At 69.1% G+C, this 22,818-nt stretch carries 23 protein-coding genes and 1 pseudogene; 13 read left to right on the top strand and 11 right to left on the bottom strand.

Annotation, left to right across the window (positions count from 1 at the left end; genetic code table 11):
- Positions 1–90: 90 nt before the first annotated feature.
- Positions 91–1,893: a maltose alpha-D-glucosyltransferase gene (treS, locus tag ACXAID_RS07430; RefSeq protein ID WP_475021554.1), complete on the top strand. Its 1,803-nt coding sequence runs from the start codon at positions 91–93 to the stop codon at positions 1,891–1,893.
- Positions 1,890–3,242 (top strand): maltokinase N-terminal cap-like domain-containing protein, encoded by a 1,353-nt coding sequence (locus tag ACXAID_RS07425; RefSeq protein WP_475021553.1) that lies wholly within the window; start codon positions 1,890–1,892, stop codon positions 3,240–3,242. Before treS ends, ACXAID_RS07425 begins: the two co-directional genes overlap by 4 nt.
- 1 nt (position 3,243) lies before the next feature.
- Here ACXAID_RS07425 and fabG read toward each other — a convergent pair whose 3' ends face one another.
- The 7 genes and pseudogenes from fabG to ACXAID_RS07390 all read right to left on the bottom strand — a co-directional run bounded on the left by fabG (position 3,244) and on the right by ACXAID_RS07390 (position 10,781).
- Complete coding sequence (gene fabG, locus ACXAID_RS07420; protein WP_475021552.1) at positions 3,244–4,026, bottom strand: 3-oxoacyl-ACP reductase FabG; 783 nt, start codon at positions 4,024–4,026, stop codon at positions 3,244–3,246.
- A 276-nt stretch (positions 4,027–4,302) separates the two neighbouring features.
- On the bottom strand, positions 4,303–6,411 hold the full coding sequence (glgX, locus tag ACXAID_RS07415) for a glycogen debranching protein GlgX (RefSeq protein ID WP_475021582.1): 2,109 nt from the start codon (positions 6,409–6,411) through the stop codon (positions 4,303–4,305).
- Between the two features lie 150 nt (positions 6,412–6,561).
- On the bottom strand, positions 6,562–7,128 hold the full coding sequence (locus ACXAID_RS07410) for an isochorismatase family protein (RefSeq protein ID WP_475021551.1): 567 nt from the start codon (positions 7,126–7,128) through the stop codon (positions 6,562–6,564).
- A complete protein-coding gene (locus ACXAID_RS07405; protein WP_475021550.1) occupies positions 7,125–7,802 on the bottom strand; it encodes a PAS and ANTAR domain-containing protein in 678 nt (225 codons plus the stop codon). Before ACXAID_RS07405 ends, ACXAID_RS07410 begins: the two co-directional genes overlap by 4 nt.
- A 76-nt stretch (positions 7,803–7,878) precedes the next feature.
- Positions 7,879–9,267, bottom strand: coding sequence for an acyl-CoA dehydrogenase family protein (locus tag ACXAID_RS07400; protein ID WP_475021549.1), 1,389 nt, complete (start codon positions 9,265–9,267; stop codon positions 7,879–7,881).
- Between the two features lie 54 nt (positions 9,268–9,321).
- Positions 9,322–9,621 (bottom strand): annotated as a pseudogene (locus tag ACXAID_RS07395) (FMN-binding negative transcriptional regulator); the annotation flags it as partial.
- A 164-nt stretch (positions 9,622–9,785) separates the two neighbouring features.
- Positions 9,786–10,781 (bottom strand): MFS transporter, encoded by a 996-nt coding sequence (locus ACXAID_RS07390; RefSeq protein WP_475021548.1) that lies wholly within the window; start codon positions 10,779–10,781, stop codon positions 9,786–9,788.
- 64 nt (positions 10,782–10,845) lie between these two features.
- On the opposite strand from ACXAID_RS07390, the gene ACXAID_RS07385 reads away from it, so the two are divergent.
- The 4 genes from ACXAID_RS07385 to ACXAID_RS07370 all read left to right on the top strand — a co-directional run bounded on the left by ACXAID_RS07385 (position 10,846) and on the right by ACXAID_RS07370 (position 14,527).
- Positions 10,846–11,301: a PPOX class F420-dependent oxidoreductase gene (locus tag ACXAID_RS07385; protein WP_475021547.1), complete on the top strand. Its 456-nt coding sequence runs from the start codon at positions 10,846–10,848 to the stop codon at positions 11,299–11,301.
- Positions 11,302–11,517: 216 nt separating this feature from the next.
- The gene (locus tag ACXAID_RS07380; protein ID WP_475021546.1) at positions 11,518–12,753 is read left to right on the top strand and encodes a glycosyltransferase family 4 protein; all 1,236 of its coding nucleotides are present in this window, start codon (positions 11,518–11,520) and stop codon (positions 12,751–12,753) included.
- On the top strand, positions 12,747–13,463 hold the full coding sequence (locus tag ACXAID_RS07375) for a class I SAM-dependent methyltransferase (RefSeq protein WP_475021545.1): 717 nt from the start codon (positions 12,747–12,749) through the stop codon (positions 13,461–13,463). Before ACXAID_RS07380 ends, ACXAID_RS07375 begins: the two co-directional genes overlap by 7 nt.
- Positions 13,463–14,527: a prenyltransferase gene (locus tag ACXAID_RS07370; RefSeq protein ID WP_475021544.1), complete on the top strand. Its 1,065-nt coding sequence runs from the start codon at positions 13,463–13,465 to the stop codon at positions 14,525–14,527. The genes ACXAID_RS07375 and ACXAID_RS07370 overlap by 1 nt, the downstream gene beginning before the upstream one ends.
- Here ACXAID_RS07370 and ACXAID_RS07365 read toward each other — a convergent pair.
- Positions 14,524–15,189 (bottom strand): class I SAM-dependent methyltransferase, encoded by a 666-nt coding sequence (locus ACXAID_RS07365; RefSeq protein ID WP_475021543.1) that lies wholly within the window; start codon positions 15,187–15,189, stop codon positions 14,524–14,526. The two genes, ACXAID_RS07370 and ACXAID_RS07365, sit on opposite strands and share 4 nt — an antisense overlap.
- Before the next feature lie 53 nt (positions 15,190–15,242).
- Between ACXAID_RS07365 and ACXAID_RS07360 the strand changes: the two genes are divergently transcribed.
- Positions 15,243–15,812: a TetR/AcrR family transcriptional regulator gene (locus tag ACXAID_RS07360; protein ID WP_475021542.1), complete on the top strand. Its 570-nt coding sequence runs from the start codon at positions 15,243–15,245 to the stop codon at positions 15,810–15,812.
- Positions 15,813–15,814: 2 nt separating this feature from the next.
- Here ACXAID_RS07360 and ACXAID_RS07355 read toward each other — a convergent pair whose 3' ends face one another.
- Positions 15,815–16,396 carry a TetR/AcrR family transcriptional regulator gene (locus ACXAID_RS07355; protein WP_475021541.1) on the bottom strand — a complete coding sequence of 194 codons (582 nt, stop codon included), beginning with the start codon at positions 16,394–16,396 and terminating at the stop codon, positions 15,815–15,817.
- A 98-nt stretch (positions 16,397–16,494) separates the two neighbouring features.
- On the opposite strand from ACXAID_RS07355, the gene ACXAID_RS07350 reads away from it, so the two are divergent.
- A complete protein-coding gene (locus ACXAID_RS07350; RefSeq protein WP_475021540.1) occupies positions 16,495–17,835 on the top strand; it encodes a cytochrome P450 in 1,341 nt (446 codons plus the stop codon).
- 12 nt (positions 17,836–17,847) lie between these two features.
- On the opposite strand, the gene msrA is transcribed toward ACXAID_RS07350, so the two are convergent.
- The gene (gene msrA, locus ACXAID_RS07345; RefSeq protein WP_475021539.1) at positions 17,848–18,357 is read right to left on the bottom strand and encodes a peptide-methionine (S)-S-oxide reductase MsrA; all 510 of its coding nucleotides are present in this window, start codon (positions 18,355–18,357) and stop codon (positions 17,848–17,850) included.
- Positions 18,354–18,818, bottom strand: coding sequence for a peptide-methionine (R)-S-oxide reductase MsrB (gene msrB / locus ACXAID_RS07340; protein WP_475021538.1), 465 nt, complete (start codon positions 18,816–18,818; stop codon positions 18,354–18,356). Before msrB ends, msrA begins: the two co-directional genes overlap by 4 nt.
- A gap of 95 nt (positions 18,819–18,913) precedes the next feature.
- Here msrB and ACXAID_RS07335 point away from each other — a divergent pair, with 95 nt between their 5' ends.
- The 5 genes from ACXAID_RS07335 to ACXAID_RS07315 form a co-directional block, all read left to right on the top strand.
- A complete protein-coding gene (locus ACXAID_RS07335) occupies positions 18,914–19,420 on the top strand; it encodes a nuclear transport factor 2 family protein (protein WP_475021537.1) in 507 nt (168 codons plus the stop codon).
- Positions 19,390–20,436 carry an NAD-dependent epimerase/dehydratase family protein gene (locus ACXAID_RS07330; protein WP_475021536.1) on the top strand — a complete coding sequence of 349 codons (1,047 nt, stop codon included), beginning with the start codon at positions 19,390–19,392 and terminating at the stop codon, positions 20,434–20,436. The genes ACXAID_RS07335 and ACXAID_RS07330 overlap by 31 nt, the downstream gene beginning before the upstream one ends.
- 9 nt (positions 20,437–20,445) lie before the next feature.
- A complete protein-coding gene (locus ACXAID_RS07325) occupies positions 20,446–21,837 on the top strand; it encodes an NAD(P)/FAD-dependent oxidoreductase (RefSeq protein WP_475021535.1) in 1,392 nt (463 codons plus the stop codon).
- Positions 21,838–21,864: 27 nt separating this feature from the next.
- Positions 21,865–22,242: a DUF427 domain-containing protein gene (locus ACXAID_RS07320; protein WP_475021534.1), complete on the top strand. Its 378-nt coding sequence runs from the start codon at positions 21,865–21,867 to the stop codon at positions 22,240–22,242.
- Between the two features lie 9 nt (positions 22,243–22,251).
- On the top strand, positions 22,252–22,818 hold a 567-nt coding region (locus tag ACXAID_RS07315), incomplete at its 3' end, for a DNA-3-methyladenine glycosylase family protein (protein WP_475021533.1).

Here is a 22,818-nt window from a genome sequence, read left to right as displayed (position 1 = left end):
GGGCTCCGATTCTCGCTCCGCACTGGATCCGATTTCTCGCTCCGCTCGGGGATTCATTTCCGACAGACCTGGGTAGGTTTGAAGACACCTATGGACGACAGCACTCGCACCCGCTCATCAGGCCCGGCGGAGGGCAGCCACGTCGAAGACGGGGTGGTGGAACATCCGACAGCTGAGGATTTCGGCCACGCACGCGCGCTTCCCGAGGATCGTGTCTGGTTCAAGAAGGCGGTCTTCTACGAAGTACTGGTCCGGGCGTTCTACGACTCCAACTCAGACGGAATCGGTGACCTTCGCGGGTTGACCGAACGCATGGACTACATGAAGTGGTTGGGCGTCGACTGCCTGTGGCTGCCGCCGTTCTACGATTCCCCGCTGCGCGACGGCGGCTACGACATCCGCGACTTCTACAAGGTGCTGCCCGAGTTCGGCACCGTGGAGGATTTCGTCGAACTGTTGGACGCGGCACATCGCCGCGGCATCCGGGTCATTACCGACCTGGTGATGAACCACACCTCCGATCAGCACCCGTGGTTCCAGGAGTCGCGCCGCGACCCGGACGGGCCGTACGGCGACTTCTTCGTCTGGAGCGACACCAGCGAGCCCTACAGCGACGCCCGGATCATCTTCGTCGACACCGAGGAGTCCAACTGGACCTTCGACCCGGTGCGCCGGCAGTTCTACTGGCACCGGTTCTTCTCGCATCAGCCCGATCTGAACTACGACAACCCCGCGGTGCAGGAAGCGATGATCGACGTGCTGAGGTTCTGGCTGGACCTCGGTATCGACGGCTTCCGCCTCGACGCGGTGCCCTACCTGTTCGAACGTGAGGGCACCAACTGCGAGAACCTGCCCGAGACGCACGCCTTCCTCAAACACTGCCGCAAGGTCATCGACGACGAGTTCCCCGGCCGGGTGCTGCTCGCCGAAGCCAACCAGTGGCCGGCCGACGTCGTGGAGTACTTCGGCGACCCCGAGACCGGCGGCGACGAATGCCACATGGCGTTCCATTTCCCGCTGATGCCGCGCATCTTCATGGCGGTGCGCCGCGAGTCCCGGTTCCCGATCTCGGAGATCCTGGCCCAGACACCCGACATCCCGGAGATGGCGCAGTGGGGCATCTTCCTGCGCAACCACGATGAGCTCACGTTGGAGATGGTCACCGACGAAGAGCGCGACTACATGTACGCCGAGTACGCCAAGGATCCGCGGATGAAGGCCAACGTCGGGATCCGCCGGCGGCTGGCGCCGCTGCTCGACAACGACCGCAACCAGATGGAGTTGTTCACCGCGCTGCTGTTGTCGCTGCCGGGATCGCCGGTGCTGTACTACGGTGACGAGATCGGTATGGGGGACATCATCTGGCTCGGCGACCGCGACGCGGTGCGCACCCCGATGCAGTGGACCCCGGATCGCAACGCCGGGTTCTCCACCGCCACGCCGGGCCGGCTCTACCTGCCGCCCAACCAGGACGCGATCTACGGCTATCAGTCCGTCAACATCGAGGCCCAGCGAGACACCTCGACGTCGCTGCTGAACTGGACACGCACCATGCTGTCGGTGCGCCGGCGCCACGACGCGTTCGCCGTCGGCAGCTTCCGGGAACTGGGCGGCAGCAATCCGTCGGTGCTGACCTACGTGCGCGAACTCGCGGACACCGACCGGCCCGACGGGTACAGCGACGTCGTGCTGTGTGTGAACAACCTGTCCCGGTTCCCGCAGCCGATCGAACTGAACCTGCAGGCCTGGGCCGGCCACACCCCGGTGGAGATGACCGGACACGTGGAGTTCCCCCGCATCGGGCACCTGCCCTACCTGCTCACGCTGCCGGGCCACGGGTTCTACTGGTTCTCGCTCCGACCGGACCCCACCGAGGCGGGTGAGCAGTCATGACCGTGGCAAGCCTGCCGTTCGCCGACTGGATCGTGCACCGGCGCTGGTATGCCGGCCGCAGCCGCGAGCTGGTGTCGGCGCAACCCTCGGCGGTCACCGCCCTGTCCGACGGGGTCGAGTTGGTGCTGCTGGATGTGGCCTACGCCGACGGCTCCCCCGAGCGCTACCAGGTGCTGGTCCGGTGGGGGTCGGCGCCCATCGACGAGTACAGCGACATCGCCACGATCGGCACCCAGGAGGGCCCGGACGGGGAGCGCACCGCCTACGACGCGCTGTACGACCCCGAGACGGCCCACCAGCTGCTGTCCCTGATCGACTCCTCGGCCACCATCGGTGATCTGCGCTTCGTCCGCGAACCCGACGCCGACCTGCCGCGCAACGCCGCGCCGCGGGTGTCCGCCGCCGAGCAGAGCAACACCAGCGTGATCTTCGAAGACCGGGCCGTGCTGAAGGCGTTCCGCCGGCTGACCCCCGGCATCAACCCCGACATCGAACTGAACCGGGTCCTCGCGCGGGCCGGCAACCCGCACATCGCCCGGCTGCTGGGTTCCTACGAAACCGCTTGGGATCCCGGCGGATCCGACCCTTGCGCGCTGGGGATGGTCACCGAGTTCGCCGCCAACAGCGCCGAGGGCTGGGACATGGCCACCGCCAGCACCCGCGACCTGTTCGCCGAGGGCGACCTCTACGCCGACGAGGTCGGCGGCGATTTCGCCGGCGAATCGTTCCGGCTCGGTGAGGCGGTGGCTTCGGTACACGCCACGCTGGCCGGCGAACTCGGCACCTCCGCGGTCGAATTCCCGGTCGACACGGTGCTCGAGCGGCTGGAGTCGGCGGCCGCCACGGTGCCCGAGTTGGCCGCCCACGCGCCGCTGATCGAAGAGCGCTACCGCAAGCTGGCCGGCGAGCCGCTCACCGTCCAGCGGGTGCACGGCGATCTGCATCTGGGGCAGGTGCTGCGCACACCGGAGCGCTGGCTGCTCATCGACTTCGAAGGCGAGCCGGGGCAGCCACTCGACGAACGGCGCCGCCCGGATTCGCCGCTGCGTGATGTCGCCGGGGTGTTGCGCTCCTACGAATACGCCGCCTACCAGCGGCTGGTGGATCTGTCGGCCGACCACGACCGGGACCGCCAGGTCGCGGCACGGGCGAGGGAATGGGTGGAACGCAACCGCACCTCGTTCTGCGAGGGGTACGGCTCGGTGGCCGGTGCCGATCCGCGCGACTCGGCGCAGGTGCTGGCGGCCTACGAGCTGGACAAGGCGGTGTACGAGGCCGCCTACGAAGCGCGGTTCCGCCCGTCCTGGCTGCCGATCCCGCTCCGGTCGATCGACCGCATCCTGGGCTGACTCACCAGGACGGGGTGACCGCGTCCGGTGATTCGGGCAGCACCTGGCCGCCGTCGACGGCGATCGACTGGCCGGTGATGTACCCGGCCTCGGTGCTGGCCAGGAACGCCGCGACATGGCCGATGTCGGCGGGGGTGCCCAGGGTGCCGGCCGGGATGGCCTTGGCCATGCCGGCCAGGTACTCCTCGCCCATCTCCTGCAGGCCCTCGGTGAGGATGTTGCCCGGCAGCACCGCGTTGACGGTGATCTTGTGCGGCGCCAACTCGATCGCGGCGGTCCGCATGAAACCCAGCTGCGCGGCCTTCGAGGCACCGTAGTGGGTCCAGCCGGGAAAACCGGTGATCGGGCCCGTGATCGAGGAGGTGAGCACGATACGGCCCCGCCCCGAGGCGATCAGCGCGTCCAGACAGGCCTGGACGCTGTAGACGTTGCCCTTCACGTTGACGTCGAGCACCGCCGACAGCTGCGCCGGTGTCATCGTCTGCAGCGGCGCCTCGGGGAAGATTCCGGCGTTCGCGCACAACACGTCGAGCCCGCCGAACGCCTCCACCACCGACGCGGCCATGGCCGCACAGGAATCCGGGTCGGACACATCGGCCCGCACTCCGAGGACCTTCCCGGCTCCCAGTTCGTCGAGAGCTGTCACCGCGGAGTCGAGGTCGGCGGCCGAGCGGGCGGCGACGGCCACGTGCGCGTCGGCCGAGGCGAACACCGAGGCGATGCCCAGTCCGATTCCCTTGGTTCCGCCGGTGACGAGGACAGCCCGATCCGCAACTGAGAACATGGATCCAGTGTCGGGCATCGGCGCCGGGGCTGCATGCCGGTCGCCGCGGGCTGGCAACCGTGGCCGCCGGGCAGTCACCGCCGCTCTTCGGCTCTTACGCCCGGCCCGCCCGGCCGGCGGCGATCGGGAACACCCGATGCCGACTCGGCGGCCACGGCTGCAACAGCGTTTTCAAGCTAACACAGCGACAGTGCTGAACCGTGCAATCGGCGGCTAAGCGTAGTGTCGCGCAAGGTCTTTCACCGACGCACAGCTGAGTGCGAGGTGTCCTAGCGGTTACTTCGGTACCGCCTCGAGGATGATCAGGCCGCGGGCACCGACTTTCAGCTTCGTGGCGGGGGACTTCTGCCTGGCCTCCTCGCCGGCCGGTGCGGTGGTGTCGACCACCACCTGCCAGGCCGGCGCGAACTTCTTCTTGGGCAACGTGAACACGATCGGTTCGTGGTGGGCGTTGAAACACATCAGGAACGACGTGTCGGTGACCCGGTTGCCGCGGACGTCCATGTAGGGGATGGCTTCGCCGTTGAGATACACCGCGATCGACTTGGCGAACCCGCTGCCCCAGTCCTCACCGGACATCGTTGTGCCGTCGGGGTTCAGCCACAGGATGTCGGGCAGCCCGCCGGCGGCGATCGGCTGGCCGGTGAAGAAGCGCCGCCGGCGGAACACCGGATGCGCGGTGCGCAGCTGCGACACCGAGCGCGCGAACTCCATCAGCTCGGTGTCGGCGGCCGACCAGTCGATCCAGGACAACTCGTTGTCCTGGCAGTACACGTTGTTGTTGCCCTGCTGGGTGCGGCCCAGCTCGTCGCCGTGCGAGATCATCGGCACACCCTGGGACAACAACAGCGTGGCCAGGAAGTTGCGCTGCTGGCGGCTGCGCAGCGCGTTGATCTCGGCGTCGTCGCTGGGGCCCTCGGCGCCGCAGTTCCAGGATCTGTTGTGGCTCTCGCCGTCGTTGTTGTCCTCGCCGTTGGCCTCGTTGTGTTTCTCGTTGTACGAGACGAGATCCCGCAACGTGAACCCGTCATGGGCGGTGATGAAGTTGATCGAGGCGACCGGGCGCCGGGCGGTGTTCTCGTAGAGATCCGCCGATCCGGTCAACCGGAAGGCGAACTCGTCGAGCGTCGCCGGTTCGCCGCGCCAGTAGTCTCGGACGGTGTCGCGGTACTTGCCGTTCCATTCGGTCCACTGCGGCGGGAAGTTGCCGACCTGATAACCGCCGGGCCCGACATCCCAGGGTTCGGCGATCAGCTTGACCTGGCTGACCGTCGGATCCTGCTGGACGAGTTCGAAGAAGGTCGCCAGCCGGTCCACGTCGTAGAACTCGCGGGCCAGCGTGGACGCCAGGTCGAACCGGAAACCGTCCACGTGCATCTCGGTCACCCAGTACCGCAGCGAATCCATGATCAGCTGCAGCGCGTGCGGGTGGCCGACGTTGAGGCTGTTGCCGGTACCGGTGTAGTCCATGTAGTACCGCTTGTCGTCGTCGACCAGGCGGTAGTAGGCGGCGTTGTCGATCCCGCGCATCGACAGTGTCGGGCCCAGATGGTTGCCCTCGGCGGTGTGGTTGTAGACGACGTCGAGGATGACCTCGATACCGGCCTCGTGCAGTGCCCGCACCATCGCCTTGAACTCCTGCACCTGCCCCCCGGGATTGGGGTTGGAGCTGTACTTGGAGTCGGGCGCCAGGAACCCGATCGTGTTGTAACCCCAGTAGTTGGACAGGCCCTTCTCGATCAGCGTCGAGTCGTTGGCGAAGTGGTGCACCGGCATCAGCTCGATCGCCGTCACCCCCAGCGCGGTGAGGTGATCGAGGATGGCGGGGTGGGCGACGGCGGCGTAGGTGCCGCGGATCTGGTCGGGAATGTCGGGATGGGTCTGGGTCAGGCCCTTGATGTGGGCCTCGTAGATGACCGAATCGGCGTACTCGTGTCCGGGCGGGCGGTCCACTCCCCAGTCGAAGTAGGGGTTGATCACCACACACTTGGGCATGCTGGCCGCCGAGTCGTCGTCGTTGCGGCTGTCCGGATCGCCGAAGTTGTAGCTGAACAGCGACTGATTCCAGTCGAAGGTGCCGTCGATGGCCTTGGCGTAGGGATCGAGCAGCAGCTTGTTCGGGTTGCAGCGCACCCCGGCACCGGGGTCGTAGGGGCCGTGCACGCGGTAGCCGTAGCGCTGGCCCGGCTCGATGTTCGGGATGAAGCCGTGCCAGACGAAGCCGTCCACCTCGGGCAGCGTGATCCGGGTCTCCACGCCCTCGGCGTCGAACAGACACAGTTCGACCGTCTCGGCGGCCTCACTGAACAGCGCGAAGTTCGTGCCGGAGCCGTCGTAGGTGGCGCCGAGGGGATAGGCCTTGCCGGGCCACAACTCCAGAGCCATCACATTGCCCGGTGAGCTGGCGATCTCGGTCAAGGGACTTCTCCTGACTTGCGCGGTGGTGCCGAAGCGACAGATGGTCGAGCCGGCGTGTGGCGACGATATGGGATGCCCACCGCGATGGGTGGCGCAACCGTTGGGTGGGTCACAAGGTCAGGAGGCGATCTCCACCCCGGCGGCCTGCAGCGATTTCACCGCGTCGGCGGTCGTCGGGGGCGAAACCCCGGCGGTCAGGCCGAGGAACACCCGGGTGGTGAAACCGGCCGCCACGGCGTCGGCCGCCGTCGCCCTGACGCAGTGATCGGTCGCGATGCCGACCACGTCCACCGACTGCACGCCGCGCGCCCGCAACCAGTCCGCCAGACCGGTGCCGTCGTCGGTCGTTCCCTCGAACCCGCTGTAGGCGGCGGTGTGGTGGCCCTTCTTGAACACCGCTTCGATCGCCGCGGTGTCGAGCTCGGGGTGGAAGTCGGCCCCGCCGGTGGCCGCGACGCAGTGTGGCGGCCAGGTGTTCACGAAGTCGGGGTGCTCCGAGAAGTGACCGCCCGGGTCGATGTGGAAGTCCTGGCTGGCCACCACGTGGTCGTATCCGGGGTGGCCGGCCAGCAGCTCGTTGATGCCGCGGGCCACCGCCGAGCCCCCGGCAACCGCCAGCGAGCCGCCCTCACAGAAGTCGTTCTGTACGTCGACGATGATCAGCGCGGTTTTCGGGGCGGTCACATTTCCACGGTATCGCCGCGGCGGGCCACCCGCTGGTGTGCTGTCAAAAGCAGGTGATCGAACGCCGCCCGTGGAGGCAGGGTCTCCTCGTAGTCCAGCGCACCGAAGTCGGACAGCAGCTGTTCGGCGAGCACCCGCAACTTGATGTTGTTCTCCTGCGAGCGCCACCGCAGCAGCTCGAACGCGGTGTCGGCGTCGACCCGGTAGACCAGCATCAGCATGCCCTTGGCCTGCTCGATCGCCGCCCGGTTCTCGGTGATCTCGGTCAGCGCGGCGCTGACCATGGCCTTGGTCACGGCCTCGTTGGGGGTGACGTCGACATAGAACCCGTGGGTGCCGATCAGCCGTCCGGCGTCGTCTTTGAGCTGGTCACCGATCACCACGACCTCGTGCACCTCGCCGAGGGTGTCGATGATGCGGTGCCGGGTGGAGAACGGGCGGTGCTCGCGGCGCATCTCCTCGAGCGTCGCCGCGACCTGCCGGTAGTCGTCGGGGTGCTTGTGGGACAGCACCAGCTCGGTGGTGGGGGCGACGGTGCCCGGCTGGTACCCGTGCAACAGCTGCACCTCGTCGGACCACTCCCAGCGTTCGTCGGCGAAATGGAACCGGAACCAGCCGACCCGCTCGGGTGTGCCACCGGCCAAGGCCTGTTCCACGGAGTATTCGCCGGTCACAGCAGCAGATTAGCCTGAGCACCGGATCGCTGACCTGCGAAACCCCGTCTGAACGGGTGCGCGGCGCCGGGCCCGGTCACCTACCCGGTGGGCGCAGCACTTTCATGGCCAGCTGCATGACCGGTGCCGGGATCCGGTCCTTCATCCCCAGGGCGGTTTCGGCCATCTGGGTGCGCACCGGGGTTCCGCGGCCGAAAACGCGGTTCAGCGGCCCGCCGGTGGGTTCCAGGTCGACGTGCAGCGGCGGTTTGCCGTCCGCGGCGCCCAGCGCGTTGGCCACGACGATCCGCTGGATCTCGCTGGTGCCCTCGAAGATGGTGTAAAGCTTGGCATCCCGGTACCACTTCTTGACCGGATGATCCTTGATGTAGCCCCAGCCACCCATGGTCTGGATGGCGCGTTCGGTGGCCCGCACTGCCAGCTCACTGGCGGCGAGTTTGGACATCGAGCCCTCGCCGCGCTCGAAGGGCACCCCGGTCGCGGCCATCCACGAGGCCCGCCAGGTGAGCAGTCGCGCGGCGTCCAGGCCGGTGGCCAGGTCGGCCAGCGGGAATGCGATCCCCTGGTTGTCGATGATGGGTGCGCCGAAGGCTTCCCGGCGGTTGGCGTACTCGGTGACGTACTCCAAAGCCGCCCTGGCGATTCCGAGCGCCTGGGCGGCGACCATCGGCCGGGTCTGTTCGAAGGTGCCCAGGGTGGCCGAGCCGGACCGGGCACCGCCGCTCTCCCGGACCCGGGCCAGTCGGCGCTCGAGCTTGTCCGGCCCGCCGAGCAGGTGATCGGCGGGCACCCGCACCCCGTTGAACTCAAGTTCGGCGGTGTGCGATGCCCGGCAGCCCAGTTTGTCGAGCTTGCGCACCATCTCCAGCCCCGGTGTGCCGCCGGGGACGATGAACAACGCCTGGCCCCGGTGGCCGAGCTCTTCGTCGACGACGGCGTTGACGACATGGACATCGGCGATGCCGCCGTTGCCGATCCACATCTTGTGCCCGTCGATGATCCAGTCGGCGTCGGACCCGGAGCCGTCGCGGCGCGCCCGGGTGCGCAGGTTGCGGACGTCGCTGCCGCCTTCGGGCTCAGAGATGGCCAGCGCGGCCAACTTCAGATCACCGGGGGTGCCGAAACACTCGGGAGCCCACTGCAGCATCTGTTCCGGCGTGGCGGCCTGCCCGATGGCCGAGAGCGCCAGCGCCGGCATCACCACCGCCAGACCGATGCCCGCGCAACCCCAGAACAGCTCCTCCATGAACACCGGCAGCGACAGGCCCGTCGGGTCGCCGATGAGGTCCCGGTAGAACAGCGGACTGTAGAAGCCCTGGGCAGCGGCCTCTTCGAGCACCGGCCAGGGGAACTCCTGGCGTTCGTCGTAGTCCGCGGCCACCGGCCGGATCACCTGTTCGGCGAACTCATGGGTACGCCGGGACAGATCGTGCTGCGCGGCGGTCGGCGTGACGTCGAAGCTCATCGGTGACCCACCCTCGACGGTCTGGACATGCGGCCCCGCCCCACCTCGTTGTGCCTAGGGTGGCGGGTACCGAGGGCCGTCGGTGATTCCACCGCGGAAGGAGCGCGGCGCACGAGTTTCGCTGCCCAGCGCCGCGACCCGCTCGGCCACCGCCTGATCGTTCGGATCGGCCGAGGAACCGAGGCCGCTGACGACGCCGGCGCGGTTTCGCTCGGGCTGGTTCTGCGACATCTTGGCTTTCCCGTGCACCGCGGTGATCACCAGTTCCACCCCGACGATCCCGCGCAGCTGGCCCTCGATGAACGGCGCCGGGGCGTCGGTGATCTGCCACGGCCGGTCTCGGCCTTGGTGGCGTACAGGCTGGGCGGGAGGTACATCGCGAGCTCAGCCCGGGGACGACTCGCCGGCGTCGGTGCGCTGGACCGGAGGCGGGGCCGGGGTGCGGACGCTGAAATCCGGGGGCGCCTTCATCGTTGCCAGCGCCAGGCTGCTCACACCCATCAGGATCATCGTCAGGATCAGGAAGCGGTCGTAGCCGCCGAAGTGGTCGGAGGTCGCCCCGGCTGCCAGCGGACCGAACGCGGTCCCCAGGGACAGCGCGGCGACCAGCCCACCCGGCTGGGGAAGCGGTCCAGCAGCACCCCGATGCCCAGCCTGCCGACGATCGAGAACACCCCCACCAGTGACGCGGCGCCTGCCGCGGCCAGCGGTTCGGTGCCGGCGTCGCGCAGGATCGGCACCAGGTGCACGACGACACCCAGGGTGGTGAAGGCGAACAACCCGGCGGCCACCAGCAATTGGTAGAAGGTGACCGAGCGCAGGCCCTCACCGAGGGTGACTCCCGGTAGCTCGGCGGGAGCCGCAGCGTCCGGCTGCGGTGCAGCCGGCGCCGGTTTCTCGGTGTCGGTGCTGACCTTGTCGTCGTCCTGGGCGCCGCGGAAGAACAGTGCCACCGCGACGGCGACGAGTCCGCCCCACAGCACCGCGAGACCGACGAACGCACCCCGCCAGCCCCATGCACCGATCAGCGCGGTCGCCAGCGGCGGGAAGATCGCCGCGGCCAGCGACCCGCCCGACAGGGTGACCGCGAACGCGAGCCCGCGCGAGGTCTCGAAGCGGCTGGCCACCGCCGAGGTCCAGACGGTGGTCTGCACCCAGAACGAGGCGAACGACAGCACGGCCCAAAGCAGGATCCAGTTGCTCAGCGTTCCCGTGGCGGTGCCCAGCAGGGCGAACGCCGCGGCCATCAGGATGACGCCGGTCAGCCCCACCCGGCGGGGGCCGAGGCGGTCGACCATCAGACCGATCGGCAGCGCCGCGGCCGCGGCGGCCATGCCGACGATGGTCAGGCCCACCGAGGTTTCGGCGCGGCTCCAGCCGAAGGTGTTCTGCAGCGGTTCCATGAACGCGCCGAGCGAGTACACGTGGATGACGCCCATCGAGTAGCCCAGGCCGGCGGCGACCGGAACCTTGCCGTAGCGCCGCCACTCGCCGAGTGCGTCGAACTCCGCCATGTCCACTCCTTGTCGCAGACGCGCCCAACTGTAACGGCACGGTCGTGCTGGATACCCTGGATCGATGGCCAGGAAATTCGCTACCGCCGACGTCGTCGCCCTGCCCGAGTTGCTCGACTTCATCGGTCCCCGCCACCGGATGGTGCTGACCACCTTCCGCGCGGACGGATCGCTGCAGAGCTCACCGGTCACCGGCGGTGTGGACGGCGGCGGACGGCTGGTGATCGCCTCCTATCCGCAGCGGGCGAAGTCGGCCAACATCCGGCGGCGGCCGCACGCCAGCGTCGTCGTGCTGTCCGATGAGTTCAACGGCCCCTATGTCCAGGTCGACGGACCAGCCGAGGTCATCGACCTGCCCGAGGCTCTCGAACCGCTGGTCGAGTACTTCCGGTCGGTGGCCGGCGAGCATCCGGATTGGGACGACTACCGCAAGGCGATGGCAGACCAGGGTAAGTGCCTGATCAGAGTCACTCCGCAGCGCTGGGGCCCGGTCGCCACCGGCGGTTTCCCGCCCAGGTGAAGACGGGGTGTAACCAGGGGTGAACAGGACGTTCGACGCAGGTTGTGGTAGTCAGAGCTAGCAGACGCGTTGCGTCAGCTAGCACGTCAAACTATAGTCTGGACACATGTCCAGGGAGGGTTCGGATTCCTTGCACCACTCGATTCGGCCAGCCCAGTGCGGCATTCCAACCTGGATCGGCGCGCCGGTGCCCGTCATGGGATATGTGAGCTGACCATGCGTATCGCCTTGCTGTCCTATCGGAGTAAGACCCATTGCGGTGGCCAGGGCGTCTATGTGCGGCACCTCAGCCGCGGCCTGGTCGAACTCGGCCACGACGTGGAACTGTTCTCCGGCCAGCCCTACCCCGACGGTCTCGACCCCCGGGTGCGGCTGACCAAGGTGCCCAGCCTCGACCTCTACCGCGAGCCCGACCCGTTCCGGATCCCGCTTCCCACCGAGATCAAGACCAGCATCGACGTCCGGGAGCTGCTGACCACGTGGACGGCAGGCTTCCCGGAGCCGCGGACGTTCAGCATGCGTGTCGCGCGGCTGCTGGCCGACCGGCGCGACGACTTCGACGTCGTGCACGACAACCAGTGCCTGGGCACCGGGCTGCTCACCATCGCCGAATCGGGTCTACCGGTGGTGGCCACGGTGCACCACCCGATCACCAGGGACCGGGTCCTCGACGTCGCCGCCGCTCGCTGGTGGCGCAAACCGCTGGTCCGGCGCTGGTACGGCTTCGCCGAGATGCAGAAGGAGGTCGCCCGCCGGATTCCGGAGCTGCTGACGGTGTCGTCGGCCTCGGCCGCCGACATCGCCGAGGATTTCGCGGTCGATCCCGAGCAGCTGCAGGTGGTGCCGCTGGGTGTGGACACCGAGTTGTTCCAGCCGTCGGCGCAGCGGGTCCGCAACCGCATCATCGCGATCGCCAGCGCCGATGTGCCGTTGAAGGGCGTGAGCCATCTGCTGCACGCGGTGGCCCGGCTGCGTGTGGAGCGCGACCTGGAACTGCAGCTCGTCGCCAAACTGGAGCCCAACGGTCCGACCGAGAAGCTCATCGCCGAACTGGGTATCTCCGACATCGTGCACAGTTCGAGCGGGTTGACCGACGCCGAGCTGGCCAGTCTGCTCGCCTCGGCTGAGGTCGCCTGCATCCCTTCGCTCTACGAAGGGTTCTCGCTGCCCGCTGTGGAGGCCATGGCCAGCGGTACCCCGGTGGTGGCCAGCCGGACCGGGGCGCTGCCAGAGGTGGTCGGCCCCGACGGCGAATGCGCGAGGTTGGTGACACCGGCCGATGTGGACGAGCTGACCGCTGTCCTCGGCGAGCTGCTCGATTCACCGCTGGAACTGCGCAGGCTCGGTGCCAACGGGCGCCGGCGGGCGCTGGAGGTGTTCAGCTGGGAGTCGGTGGCCGCGCAGACCGTCGCGGTGTACCAGCGGGCCTGCGAACAGGTCGGCGCATGCTGACCGTCGAGTTCGACCGCCTTCCGGTGGGCCCAGGCTCCAAGGTGATCGACGTCGGGTGCGGCGCAGGGCGACACACGTTCGAGGCATTCCGCCGGGGTGCCGATGTCGTCGGTTTCGACCAGAACGCCGCCGACCTCAACGACGTCGACGAGATCATGCAGGCGATGAAGGCCGAAGGGGAGGTGCCGGCGTCGGCCAAGGGGGAGACGGTCAAGGGCGACGCGCTGGACCTGCCTTACGAAGACGGCACCTTCGACTGCGTGATCGCCTCCGAGATACTCGAACACGTCCCCAACGACGACCGTGCCATCTCGGAACTGGTGCGTGTGCTCAAACCCGGTGGTGCGCTGGCGATCACCGTTCCACGGTGGTTGCCGGAGCGGATCTGCTGGGCACTCTCGGACGAATACCACGCCAACGAGGGCGGCCACATCCGGATCTACCGCGCCGACGAGCTGCGCGACAAGGTCGTGGCGCACGGTCTCACCCTGAACCACACCCATCATGCGCATGCGTTGCACTCGCCGTTCTGGTGGCTCAAATGTGCTGTCGGAACAGAGAAATCAGATCATCCGGCGGTTGCGGGCTACCACAAGCTGCTGGTGTGGGACATGATGAGCCAGCCGTGGCTCACCCGCACCGCCGAGTCGGTACTCAACCCGGTGATCGGCAAGAGCGTGGCGCTGTACTTCCGGAAGCCGGTCGGCTGATGCCGGATATCCCAGGTGTTGCAGGCGTTTTCACGCCTGAGCAGTGTTGCCGGACTGCGGAGTCGATCGCGGCGACCCAGGAGTCGTCGGGCGCCATCCCGTGGTCGGTGGGCGGGCACACCGACCCCTGGGATCACATCGAGAACGCGATGGCGCTCACGGTCGCCGGGCTGCTCGAGCCCGCCCGGGCTGCATTCGACTGGTCGCTGCGCAACCAGCGCCAGGACGGCACCTGGCCGATCCAGTTGCGCAACGGTGTCATCGAGGATCCCAACAGCGACAGCAACTTCTGTGCCTATATCGCCACCGGTGTGTGGCATCACGTGCTGGTGACCGGGGACCGGCGGTTCGCCGAGACGATGTGGCCGGTGGTGGCCAAGGCGATCGACTTCGTCCTCGGTCTGCAACTGGCCACCGGTGAGATCGCCTGGGGAGCAAGCCCGTCCGGTATCACCGAGGATGCGTTGCTGACCGGATGCGCGAGCATCCACCACAGCATCCGGTGTGCGCTGGCGCTGGCCGACTACGTCGACGATCCGCAACCCGAATGGGAGGTCGCGGCGGGCCGGCTTGGCCACGCGATCGCCGACCATCCGGAGGCGTTCGTGGCCAAGGATCGCTGGTCGATGGAGTGGTACTACCCGGTGCTGTGCGGGGCGCTGCGCGGTCCGCGGGCGCGGGCCCGCATCGACGAGCGCTGGGACGACTTCGTGGTGCCCGACCTGGGGATCCGTTGTGTCGACGATCGACCGTGGGTGACCGGCGCCGAAACCTGCGAGCTGGTGATGGCGCTGGAGGCGATCGGTGATCGGGCCCGGGCCCATACCCAGTTCGCGGCCATGCACCACCTCCGCGAGGAGGACGGTTCGTACTGGACGGGCCTGGTGTACGCCGACGGCAAGCGCTGGCCGGTGGAGCGGACCACCTGGACCGGTGCCGCCGTCATCCTGGCCGCCGACGCGCTGTCCTCGGCGACGCCGGGCGCCGGGATCTTCCGCGGGGCTGATCTGCCGCGCGGGCTCGAGGGTGACTACGACTGCGAGTGCGCGACCAGCGAGCGTTAGCTGTTGCCGGCACGGAGGGTGCGCTCGAGCACCCGCATCGATCCGGTGACCGCGACCTCGCGGAACTCTCCGGTATCCAGGGCGCGCCGGTAGACGTGGTAGGGCGCCTGCCCCCCGTCGGCCGGGTCCGGGAAGACGTCGTGGATCACCAGGGCCCCGCCCAGGTCCACCCAGCGTGCCCAGCCGTCGAAGTCCCGGCTGGCGGCCTCTTCGGTGTGGCCGCCGTCGATGAACAAGAGCCGCAACGGTGTTCGCCATCCGCGCGCCACGACAGGGGAGCGCCCCACCACGGCGACCACGTGGTCGTCCAAGCCGGCGGCGTCCAAGGTGTGGCGCAGGGTCGGCAGGGTGTCGAACAAGCCGGTGACCGGGTCGACCATGGAGGTGTCGTGGTACTCCCAGCCGGCCTGGTGTTCTTCGGAGCCGTGATGGTGGTCGATCGTGTAGACCAGTCCGCCGGTTTGCTGGGCGGCGGCACCGAGCATCACCGTCGACTTCCCGCAGTAGGTGCCGATCTCGACGGCCACGCCGTCGCCCAGGTAGCGCACCGCGGTGTCGTAGAGCGCGCGGCCCTCGTCGGCGGGCATGAATCCGGTGACCCGCTCGGCGAGGTCGAACAGCGCGGCGGCCGCCGGTGGCAGGGCGGTGTCGGTATCAGTCATCGAGCCCAACCTACCGTTGCTGGCCCCAGGTCGTTGTAGTAGCGTCCGGACATGTGTCCGATCCGGCCCTGGAGTCGACTCGGCGCCGTCTGACGGCCAGACAGGCCGACACGGTTGAGCGGCTGGGCCGCGCCGCGGTGGAGTTGCTCGGCAGGGACGGTTTCGCGGCCCTGACGGTGCGCCGGGTCGCCGCGGAGGCCGGCGTGGGTGCGGCCACGGCCTACACGTACTTCTCCTCCAAGGAGCACCTGGTCGCCGAGGTGTTCTGGCGGCGGCTGGCGAACTCACCACACACTGTCCACGACACCGCGGACCCGCCTGCCAGGGTGGTGGCGGTGCTCGGCCACATCTCGCTGCTGGTCGCCGACGAACCGGATTTCGCCGGGGCCGTGACGACGGCGCTGCTGGGAAAGGATCCCGACGTCGAGGTGCTGCGGTTGCGGATCGGCCAGGACATCCGGGACCGGCTGGCCGGTGCGTTGGGGCCCGACACCGACCCGGACGTGATCGACTCGCTCGAGATGCTCTATTCGGGGGCGCTGGTGCGCGCGGGAATGGGTTACGTCTCCTATGCCGAGATCGCGCGGCGGCTGGAGCGCTCGGCGCGGCTGATCCTCGGCTGACCTCAGCGGGGGCCGAGCAGCGCGGTGGCAGCGGCCGCCGCGGGGTCGGCGATGTCGCGCACATCGCCGCCGGCCTCGACGAACAGCGCCGTCAATTCCCGCAGCCCGCCGAGCAGGATCAGCGCCATCGGCTCGGTGGTCGGGCTCAGGCCGGCCCGGCGGAACCCGGGGTTGCCGGTGAGGGTGACCAGCATGTCGGTCAGCCGCTGCATCGCCTGGCGGTGCAGCGGCTGGGCGGCCGCGCCGAGCGCGGGTGCCTCCCGGATCCAGCTGAGCGTGATCGCCGGGCGCGCCTGGATGTGCCCGACGTAGGCGTCGACGGCCTGGCGGATCTGTATCCGCCAGTCCGCCTCGGCGTCGACGGCGGTCAGGATGCCGACGATCAGGTCGGCGTTGTTGCGGCGCAGCAGCTCGATCAGGCACTGCTCCTTGCCGGGGAACTGTTCGTAGAAGGTGCGTTTGGAGGTGCGGGCCTGGCGCACGATGTCGGCGACGGTGGTCTCGCGGTAGCCCCGCTCGCGGATGGAGGCGGCCAGGCCGTCGAGAAGCCGGTCGGCCACCGCGGGTGCGGGCGCCGCAGCCATGATGCCCTCCCACCCTTGCGCTGCCCTGGTACTGACCGGTACCGTACCCCACAAGACGCTGGTACACCGAAGTACCAACTCTCGGAGTGGGGATGCCAATGACCGAAACAATGATCGCCGACACCGGGCGGGCACCCCGGCCGGTGCTGCAGCCGGCACTGCCCCCGGTCTCGCGAATCCCGCGGGTCCTGCAGGGTCTGGGCTTCTCGGCGGCGCGCAAATGGACCGTCGCACAACTGGTCCGCCGCTACGGCGACGCGTTCACACTGCATCTGCCGATCTTCGGCCACACCGTCATCGTCGCCGATCCGGCACTGGCCAAACAGCTGTTCACCGCCGACATCGCCGACGTCGGCAACATCCAGCCCAACCTGTCGCGGGTACTCGGTTCCGGTTCGGTGTTCGCGCTCGACGGCGCCGACCACCGGCGCCGGCGCCGGCTGCTCACCCCGCCGTTCCACGGCAAGAGCATCCGCAACTACGAGGCCATCTTCGAAGAGGAGACCCTGCGTGAGGCGGCGAGCTGGCCCGACGGTGAGCCGTTCGAGGTGCTGGAGCCGATGATGCGCATCACGCTCAACGCGATCCTGCGGGCGGTGTTCGGCGCAGACGGCTCACACCTCGACGAGTTGCGGCGCATCATCCCGCCCTGGGTGACGCTCGGCTCGCGGCTCGCACAGGTGCCGACCCCGAGCCGGACCTACGGCAGGTTCAGCCCGTGGGGACGGCTGGCCGGCTACCGGCGCCAGTACGACGAGGTGATCGGCCGGCTGATCGACGCGGTTTGGGCCGACCCGGACTTCGACACCCGCGACGACGTCCTGGCGATGCTGTTGCGAAGCACCTACGAAGACGGCTCGTCGATGTCGCGCCAGGACATCGGCGACGAGCTGCTGACACTGCTGGCCGCCGGCCACGAAACCACCGCCGCCACACTGGGTTGGGTCTTCGAGCGCATCACCCGCCATCCCGACGTGCTCGCCCGCCTGGCCGCCGAGGCCGACACCGAGGACAACGAGTACCGCCAGGCGGTCATCCTGGAGACACAACGGGTCCGGACGGTGATCGACTTCGCCGGCCGGCGGGTCTACGCGCCGACCTTCGAACTCGGCGAATACGTGATCCCCCAGGACTATTCGATCGTCGTCGCGATCGCCGAGATGCACCGCCGGGCGCAGGACTTCCCCGACCCGGACCGGTTCGACCCGCAGCGTTTCGTCGGCCGCCGGCCGTCGACGTTCGCCCACATCCCGTTCGGCGGCGGCACCCGGCGCTGCGTCGGTGCGGCGTTCGCCAACGTCGAGATGGACATCGTGCTGCGGACCGTGTTGCGGAACTTCACGCTGCAGACCAGCACGGCGCCGCCGGAGAAGGTCCATGCCCGTGGCGTCGCCTTCACCCCCAAGGGGGGCGGCCGCGTGGTCTTGTCCCGACGCTAGCGGCCGCCGGCCTCAGACCTCGGTGCGCTTGGGCAGCTTCCAGCCCGGCCGCGGGAAGTGGCAGGTGTACCCGCCCGGGTAGTGCACCAGGTAGTCCTGATGCTCGGGCTCGGCCTCCCAGAAATCAGGAGCCGGACTCACCTCGGTGACGACCTTTCCGGGCCAGAGCCCGGACGCGTCGACATCGGCGATGGTGTCCAGCGCGACCTGACGCTGGTCGTCGTCGACGTAGAAGATCTCCGAGCGGTAGCTGGTGCCGACGTCGTTGCCCTGCCGGTTCTTCGTCGTCGGGTCGTGGATCTGGAAGAAGAACTCCAGCAGCGCCCGGTAGTCGGTCTGCGCCGGGTCGTAGACGATCTCGACCGCCTCGGCATGACCCGGATGGTTGCGGTAGGTCGGGTGGTCGTTCTGGCCGCCGGTGTAGCCGACCCGGGTCGACACCACACCCGGCTGCTTGCGGATGAGGTCCTGCATGCCCCAGAAGCAGCCACCGGCCAGCACGGCTCGCTTGTCGTCGCTCACGCTTGCTCCTTTTCGGTTGCTTCGAACAATTCACGGTACTGCCCATATCCTTGCGCCTCGAGATCGTCGAGGTGGACGAACCGCAGGGCCGCGGAGTTGATGCAGTAGCGCAGCCCGCCCCGATCGCGCGGTCCGTCGGCGAAGACGTGCCCGAGGTGGCTGTCGCCGTGCGTCGAACGGACCTCGGTGCGCAGCATCAGGTGCGAGAAATCGCGCTTCTCGAAGACGTTCTGCGCGTCGACGGGCCGGGTGAAGCTCGGCCAGCCCGAACCGCTATCGAACTTGTCGACGGAGGCGAACAACGGTTCGCCGGAGACCACGTCGACGTAGATGCCGGGCTCGTGGTTGTCCCAGTATTCGCCGGTGAAGGGCCGTTCGGTGCCGTTGCGCTGGGTCACGTGGTACTGCTCGGGCGACAGCGCGTCCACCGCCGCCGGGTTCCTGTTGTAGTGGCGTGTCATAGCGTTGCGTATAACCGCCTGGTCAGCGGTTTTAATCCGGCTCGTGGGCGGGCGCTCTCGACAAGACCGGGTAGAACGTGTTCTATTTTCCTGTTGTGACGGGCAACACTTTCTCCCGCGGGGAACTGGTCGAGGCGTTCGCCGGGTTCGAGCAGACGGTCGACGCCGCGGCCCGGACCCGCGACTGGGATCCGTGGGTGGACCAGTACACCGACGACGTTCTCTACATCGAGCACGCCGCGGGCACGATGCGCGGCCGTGAACAGGTGCGGCCGTGGATCTGGAAGACCATGGAAACCTTTCCCGGCAGCTACATGACGTCGTTTCCGTCGCTGTGGGCGGTGTTCGACGAAGCCACCGGGCGGGTGATCTGCGAACTGGACAACCCGATGCGCGACCCCGGCGACGGAACGATCATCAGTGCCACCAACATCTCGATCGTCACCTACGCCGGGGACGGCAGGTGGTGCCGCCAGGAAGACATCTACAACCCGCTGCGGTTCGTCAAGGCCACGGTGAAGTGGTGCCGCAAGGCCAGGGAACTGGGCGCACTGCCCGACGAGGCGGCCGCGTGGCTGACCCAGATGGGCGCCGACCGGTGACCGGATCCTCGCCCGCCCCGGTGTTGGTGATCGGGGCCAACGGCTACCTCGGCAGCCACGTCACCCGCCGGCTGGTCGACACCGGCGCCCCGGTGCGGGTGATGGTGCGCGACGGCGCCCGCACCACCGGCATCGACGACCTGGATGTCACCCGCTACGTCGGCGACATCTTCGACGACGCGGTGCTTCGCGAGGCGATGACCGGCTGCGAAACCGTCTACTACTGCGTCGTCGACACCCGGGGCTGGCTGCGGGACCCGGCCCCGCTGTTCCGCACCAACGTCGAGGGCACCCGCAACGTCCTCGACGTCGCGGTCGAGCCCGCGGTGGCGGCCGGGCTGCAGAAGTTCGTGTTCACCTCCAGCTACGTCACCGTCGGGCGCCGGCGCGGCCGGGTCGCCACCGAGGACGACGTGATCGCCGACCTGTCCGGGCTGACCCCCTACGTCCGGTCCCGGGTACTGGCCGAGAACCTCGTGATGGACTACGTGCGCGACCACGGCCTGCCCGCGGTGGCCATGTGCGTGTCGACCACCTACGGCGGCGGGGACTGGGGCCGCACCCCGCACGGGGCCATCATCACCGGCGCCGCGTTCGGCAAGCTGCCGTTCGTCATGGGCGGCATCGAGTTGGAGGCGGTCGGGATCGACGATGCGGCCGAGGCGATGCTGCTGGCCGCGGACCTGGGGCGGGTCGGCCAGCGATACCTGATCTCGGAGAAGATGATCTCCAACGCCGAGGTGGTGCGCATCGCCGCGCAGGCCGCCGGGGTGCCGCCCCCGGCAAGGACGCTCCCGCTGCCGGTGGCATACGCGATGGCCGCGCTGGGCAGCGCCAAGGCCCGGCTGACAGGCACCGACGAGCGGCTGTCGCTGGGCTCGCTGCGGCTGATGCGCGCCGAAGCCCGGCTGGACTGTGCGAAGGCCCGCAGCGAACTGGGTTGGCAACCCAGGCCGGTCGAGGAGTCCATCGCCGAAGCCGCCGAGTTCTGGGTCGGTCTGCGGGCCGCCCACTAGGCTGCGTCGGTGCCCAACCGCCTGACCCCGGGTCCGTCGAACGGCCACGTCTCGCACTGGTTCGACGGACCCCCGGTGCCGCGTGCGCCGCTGCCCGGCAGCCGCGACGCCGACGTCTGCATCGTCGGTGCGGGCTACACCGGCCTGTGGACCGCCTACTACCTCAAGCGGGCGGATCCCTCGCTGCGCATCGCGGTGCTCGAAGCCCGGTTCGCCGGGTTCGGGGCGTCCGGACGCAACGGCGGATGGCTCTCCGGCCTGGTGCCGGGTGACCGCGAACGAATGGCCCGCCGGTACGGCCGCGAGAGCGTCCTGGCCTGGCAGCGTGCCCTCAACGACGCCGTCGACGAGGTGATCGCGGTGGCGGCGACCGAAGGCATCGACGCGGGCATCGTCAAGGGCGGAACGCTGGAGATCGCGCGCAACCGGGCGCAGGCGGCCCGGCTCGCCGCCGCCGCCGCGGCCGAACGCCGCTGGCAGGTGAACGGCATCGTCGAGCTCACCGAAGATCAAGCGGCGCAACGTATCCATCTCGACGGGGTGCTTGCGGCCTACCACAACCCGCACTGCGCGCGGATCCAGCCGGCGCGGCTGGCCCGGGGCCTGGCCGACACCGTCGAACGGCTCGGCGTCGAGATCTACGAGCGTTCGCCGGTGACCGCCATCGCCGCGGGAACCGCGACGACGCCGTGGGGCACGGTCAGAGCGCCGATCGTGCTGCGCGCCACCGAGGGATTCACCGCGGCGCTGCCCGGGTTGAAGCGGCGCTGGCTGCCGATGAACAGCTCGATGATCGCCACCGAACCCGTCCCCGATCGGATCTGGGATCAGATCGGCTGGCAGCGCCGCGAAACCCTGGGGGACACCGCACACGGCTTCTTCTACGCCCAGCGCACCGTCGACAACCGGATCGCCATCGGCGGGCGCAGCGTGCCGTACCGGTTCGGCTCGGCCATCGACCGCGACGGACAGGTGCCCGAACGCACCGTCACCCACTTGCGCAGGACCCTGCACGCGATCCTGCCCCAGGTCGCCGACGTGCCGATCGCGCACGGCTGGTGCGGGGTGCTGGCGGTGCCGCGGGACTGGGAGGCCACCGTCGGCTTCGACCCGTCGACGGGGCTGGGCGCTGCCGGTGGGTACGTCGGGCACGGCGTCACCGCGACCAACCTGGCCGCCCGCACGCTGACCGATCTCGCGCTGGGCCGGTCCTCCGAGCTGACCGGACTGCCCTGGGTGGGGCACCGGTCGCGCGGCTGGGAACCCGAACCGCTGCGCTGGATCGGGGTGCGCGGCATGTACCTGGCCTACAAGGCCGCCGACTGGCACGAGGAGAGGGGCCGGGCCGGCACCTCACCGATCGCCGTCGTCGCCGACAGGATCGCCGGACGACCGCACTGACGGGCTGTCCAGGCGTTGAATGGACCCATGAGCGACCGACCCGAGCTGACCCCGACCGAGACCCACCCGATCACCGTCGAACCGACCGGCGCACACGTCGTGGTCCGCGTCGGCGGTGAGATCGTCGCCGAGAGCGACGCCGCGCTGACGCTGCGCGAAGGCAGCTACCCCGCCGTGCAGTACCTCCCGCTCGCCGATGTCGCCACCGAGCAGCTGACCTGCAGCGACACCACCACCTACTGTCCGTTCAAGGGGGACGCGAGCTACTACAACGTGGCCACCGGGGACGGCGCGGTCGTCACCGACGCGCTCTGGACCTACGAACGGCCCTTCGCCGCGGTCGCGCAGATCGCCGGCCACGTCGCGTTCTATCCGGACAAGGCCGATGTCAGTGTCGGCGCTTAGGCTGACCCGGTGCGTAGATCGGCCAGCGTGGCCTTCGCCGGGCCGGCGAGCCCGGGCCTGACGCTGGCGCCGCTGCGCCGGGGCCGCGGCGACCCCTGCCACCACGACGAGGTCGACGGAACGATCTGGCGCACCAGCCTGACGACGACCGGTCCGGTCACCGCGCGCATCCGGCACGCCGCACCCGACACGGTGGAATGCGAGGCCTGGGGCCCCGGCGCCGCCGAGTTCGTCGACGGGTTGCCGGGCCTGCTGGGAGCCGACGACGACCCGTCGGGGTTCGCGCCGAGCGAACCCACCATCGCGGCCGCGCTGCGGCGCGTGCCGCACCTGCGGCTGGGCCGCACCGGCCGGGTCGTCGAGGCGCTGATTCCCGCCGTGCTCGAGCAGCGCGTGTCGGGCAAGGACGCACGACGGGCCTGGCGCCGGCTGGTGAGCGTCTACGGGCAGCCCGCGCCCGGCCCCGCGCCCGCGCACCTGCGTGTCCCCCCGTCGCCGGAGGTCTGGCGCCGGATTCCGTCCTGGGGATTTCACCGGGCCAACGTCGATCCGGGACGGGCCCGCACCGTGGTGGGC

This window comes from Mycobacterium sp. ABE4_509, from assembly GCF_056160785.1.
The sequence above is the reverse complement of the archived record's forward strand: the minus strand, read 5'-3'. Positions and strand labels throughout refer to the sequence as shown.

Coding starts and splice junctions, on each gene's coding strand:
- treS (WP_475021554.1), top strand. CDS start 91: ATGGACGACAGCACTCGCACCCGCTCATCAGGCCCGGCGGAGGGCAGC.
- ACXAID_RS07425 (WP_475021553.1), top strand. CDS start 1,890: ATGACCGTGGCAAGCCTGCCGTTCGCCGACTGGATCGTGCACCGGCGC.
- fabG (WP_475021552.1), bottom strand. CDS start 4,026: ATGTTCTCAGTTGCGGATCGGGCTGTCCTCGTCACCGGCGGAACCAAG.
- glgX (WP_475021582.1), bottom strand. CDS start 6,411: ATGGCTCTGGAGTTGTGGCCCGGCAAGGCCTATCCCCTCGGCGCCACC.
- ACXAID_RS07400 (WP_475021549.1), bottom strand. CDS start 9,267: ATGAGCTTCGACGTCACGCCGACCGCCGCGCAGCACGATCTGTCCCGG.
- ACXAID_RS07390 (WP_475021548.1), bottom strand. CDS start 10,781: ATGGCGGAGTTCGACGCACTCGGCGAGTGGCGGCGCTACGGCAAGGTT.
- ACXAID_RS07385 (WP_475021547.1), top strand. CDS start 10,846: ATGGCCAGGAAATTCGCTACCGCCGACGTCGTCGCCCTGCCCGAGTTG.
- ACXAID_RS07380 (WP_475021546.1), top strand. CDS start 11,518: ATGCGTATCGCCTTGCTGTCCTATCGGAGTAAGACCCATTGCGGTGGC.
- ACXAID_RS07375 (WP_475021545.1), top strand. CDS start 12,747: ATGCTGACCGTCGAGTTCGACCGCCTTCCGGTGGGCCCAGGCTCCAAG.
- ACXAID_RS07370 (WP_475021544.1), top strand. CDS start 13,463: ATGCCGGATATCCCAGGTGTTGCAGGCGTTTTCACGCCTGAGCAGTGT.
- ACXAID_RS07365 (WP_475021543.1), bottom strand. CDS start 15,189: ATGACTGATACCGACACCGCCCTGCCACCGGCGGCCGCCGCGCTGTTC.
- ACXAID_RS07355 (WP_475021541.1), bottom strand. CDS start 16,396: ATGGCTGCGGCGCCCGCACCCGCGGTGGCCGACCGGCTTCTCGACGGC.
- ACXAID_RS07350 (WP_475021540.1), top strand. CDS start 16,495: ATGACCGAAACAATGATCGCCGACACCGGGCGGGCACCCCGGCCGGTG.
- msrB (WP_475021538.1), bottom strand. CDS start 18,818: ATGACACGCCACTACAACAGGAACCCGGCGGCGGTGGACGCGCTGTCG.
- ACXAID_RS07320 (WP_475021534.1), top strand. CDS start 21,865: ATGAGCGACCGACCCGAGCTGACCCCGACCGAGACCCACCCGATCACC.